The 1,018-nt window shown below is 67.0% G+C and carries 1 pseudogene; it reads right to left on the bottom strand.

Annotated elements, in window-relative coordinates:
- Positions 1-1,018, bottom strand: a pseudogene (locus H9Y04_RS45730) (hypothetical protein); the annotation flags it as partial.

The following is a 1,018-nucleotide window of genomic DNA, read 5'->3' as shown; positions in this document are numbered from 1 at the left end:
TTGGTGATGTAGGTCATCGGGTCGATGGCCTTGCCGGTCTTGGACAGCGCGGAGAGGGTCTTGGCGACCGCGCCCGCCTTGCCCGCGCCGGAGACGCCCGCGCCCGCGCCGCCGGTGAAGACGGTGGTGACGACGTTGAAGGTGACCGCTCCGGCCGCACGCGCGGGGTTCTTGCCCCACTCGTCCCACGCCACCAGCGCCTTGCCGGTCTCCTTCATCGCCGTACGGGAGTCCCGCAGCCAGGAGGGGAGTTTGTCGTCCGGCGCCATCATGTACGCGGTGCCCACGACCGGAATGGACATCACGAGCAGTCCGGTCGCCAACTGGGCGAGGCCCTTCCAGGCCTGGCCCATCGCGTCCAGGCCCTGGAAACCGACCAGGGTGCCCAGGCCCTTGATGGTGCCCCAGATCCCGTCGACGATCAGGCCGTCCCAGACGAACGACTTGACCCAGTGCCCGACCTCGTACCAGTGGTGCGACTCGTCCTCGGGGGTGCCCCAGGGGACTTTGGCGTTCTTGAGGTCATCGGCCGTGTAGCCGTACATGTTCTCTTTGTTGGAGCCGTCCCCGGCGATGAACTGGGTGCCCCCGAACAGTGCGGTGATCTTGTTTGCGCAGGCCCGCTCGGCCGCCCAGAACGCGGCCACCGCCGCGGTCACATCGGACTGGATGCCGTTGTGCTTCTCGATCTTGTCGCCGTCGTACTTCCAGTCCTCGTCATCCTTGACCGAGTCGACGAACGCCTGGGCGTCCAGCTTCAGCTGCTTCAAACGGTCCGCGATGGGCTTCACTTCGGCCGCATACGCGGTCAGCGCGGCCGAGACCTTCTCCAGATCGTCGCCGAACTGGTCGGCGCGGTCCGCGACCGGCTTGGTGGAGGCGAAGAGCTGCTCGGCCTCGGGGGCGGTGTAATACGCGGACAGGCCCTGGAACTGCGAGTGCACATCCGCACCCGTCTTACGGATCGCGCCCGCGTCCTTGCCGAGATTGGTGACCGCGGTTTCCAGGACACCGAGGT

Origin of the sequence: Streptomyces polyasparticus, from assembly GCF_014493765.1 — a bacterium.
GTDB lineage: Bacteria > Actinomycetota > Actinomycetes > Streptomycetales > Streptomycetaceae > Streptomyces > Streptomyces polyasparticus.
The sequence above is the reverse complement of the archived record's forward strand: the minus strand, read 5'-3'. Positions and strand labels throughout refer to the sequence as shown.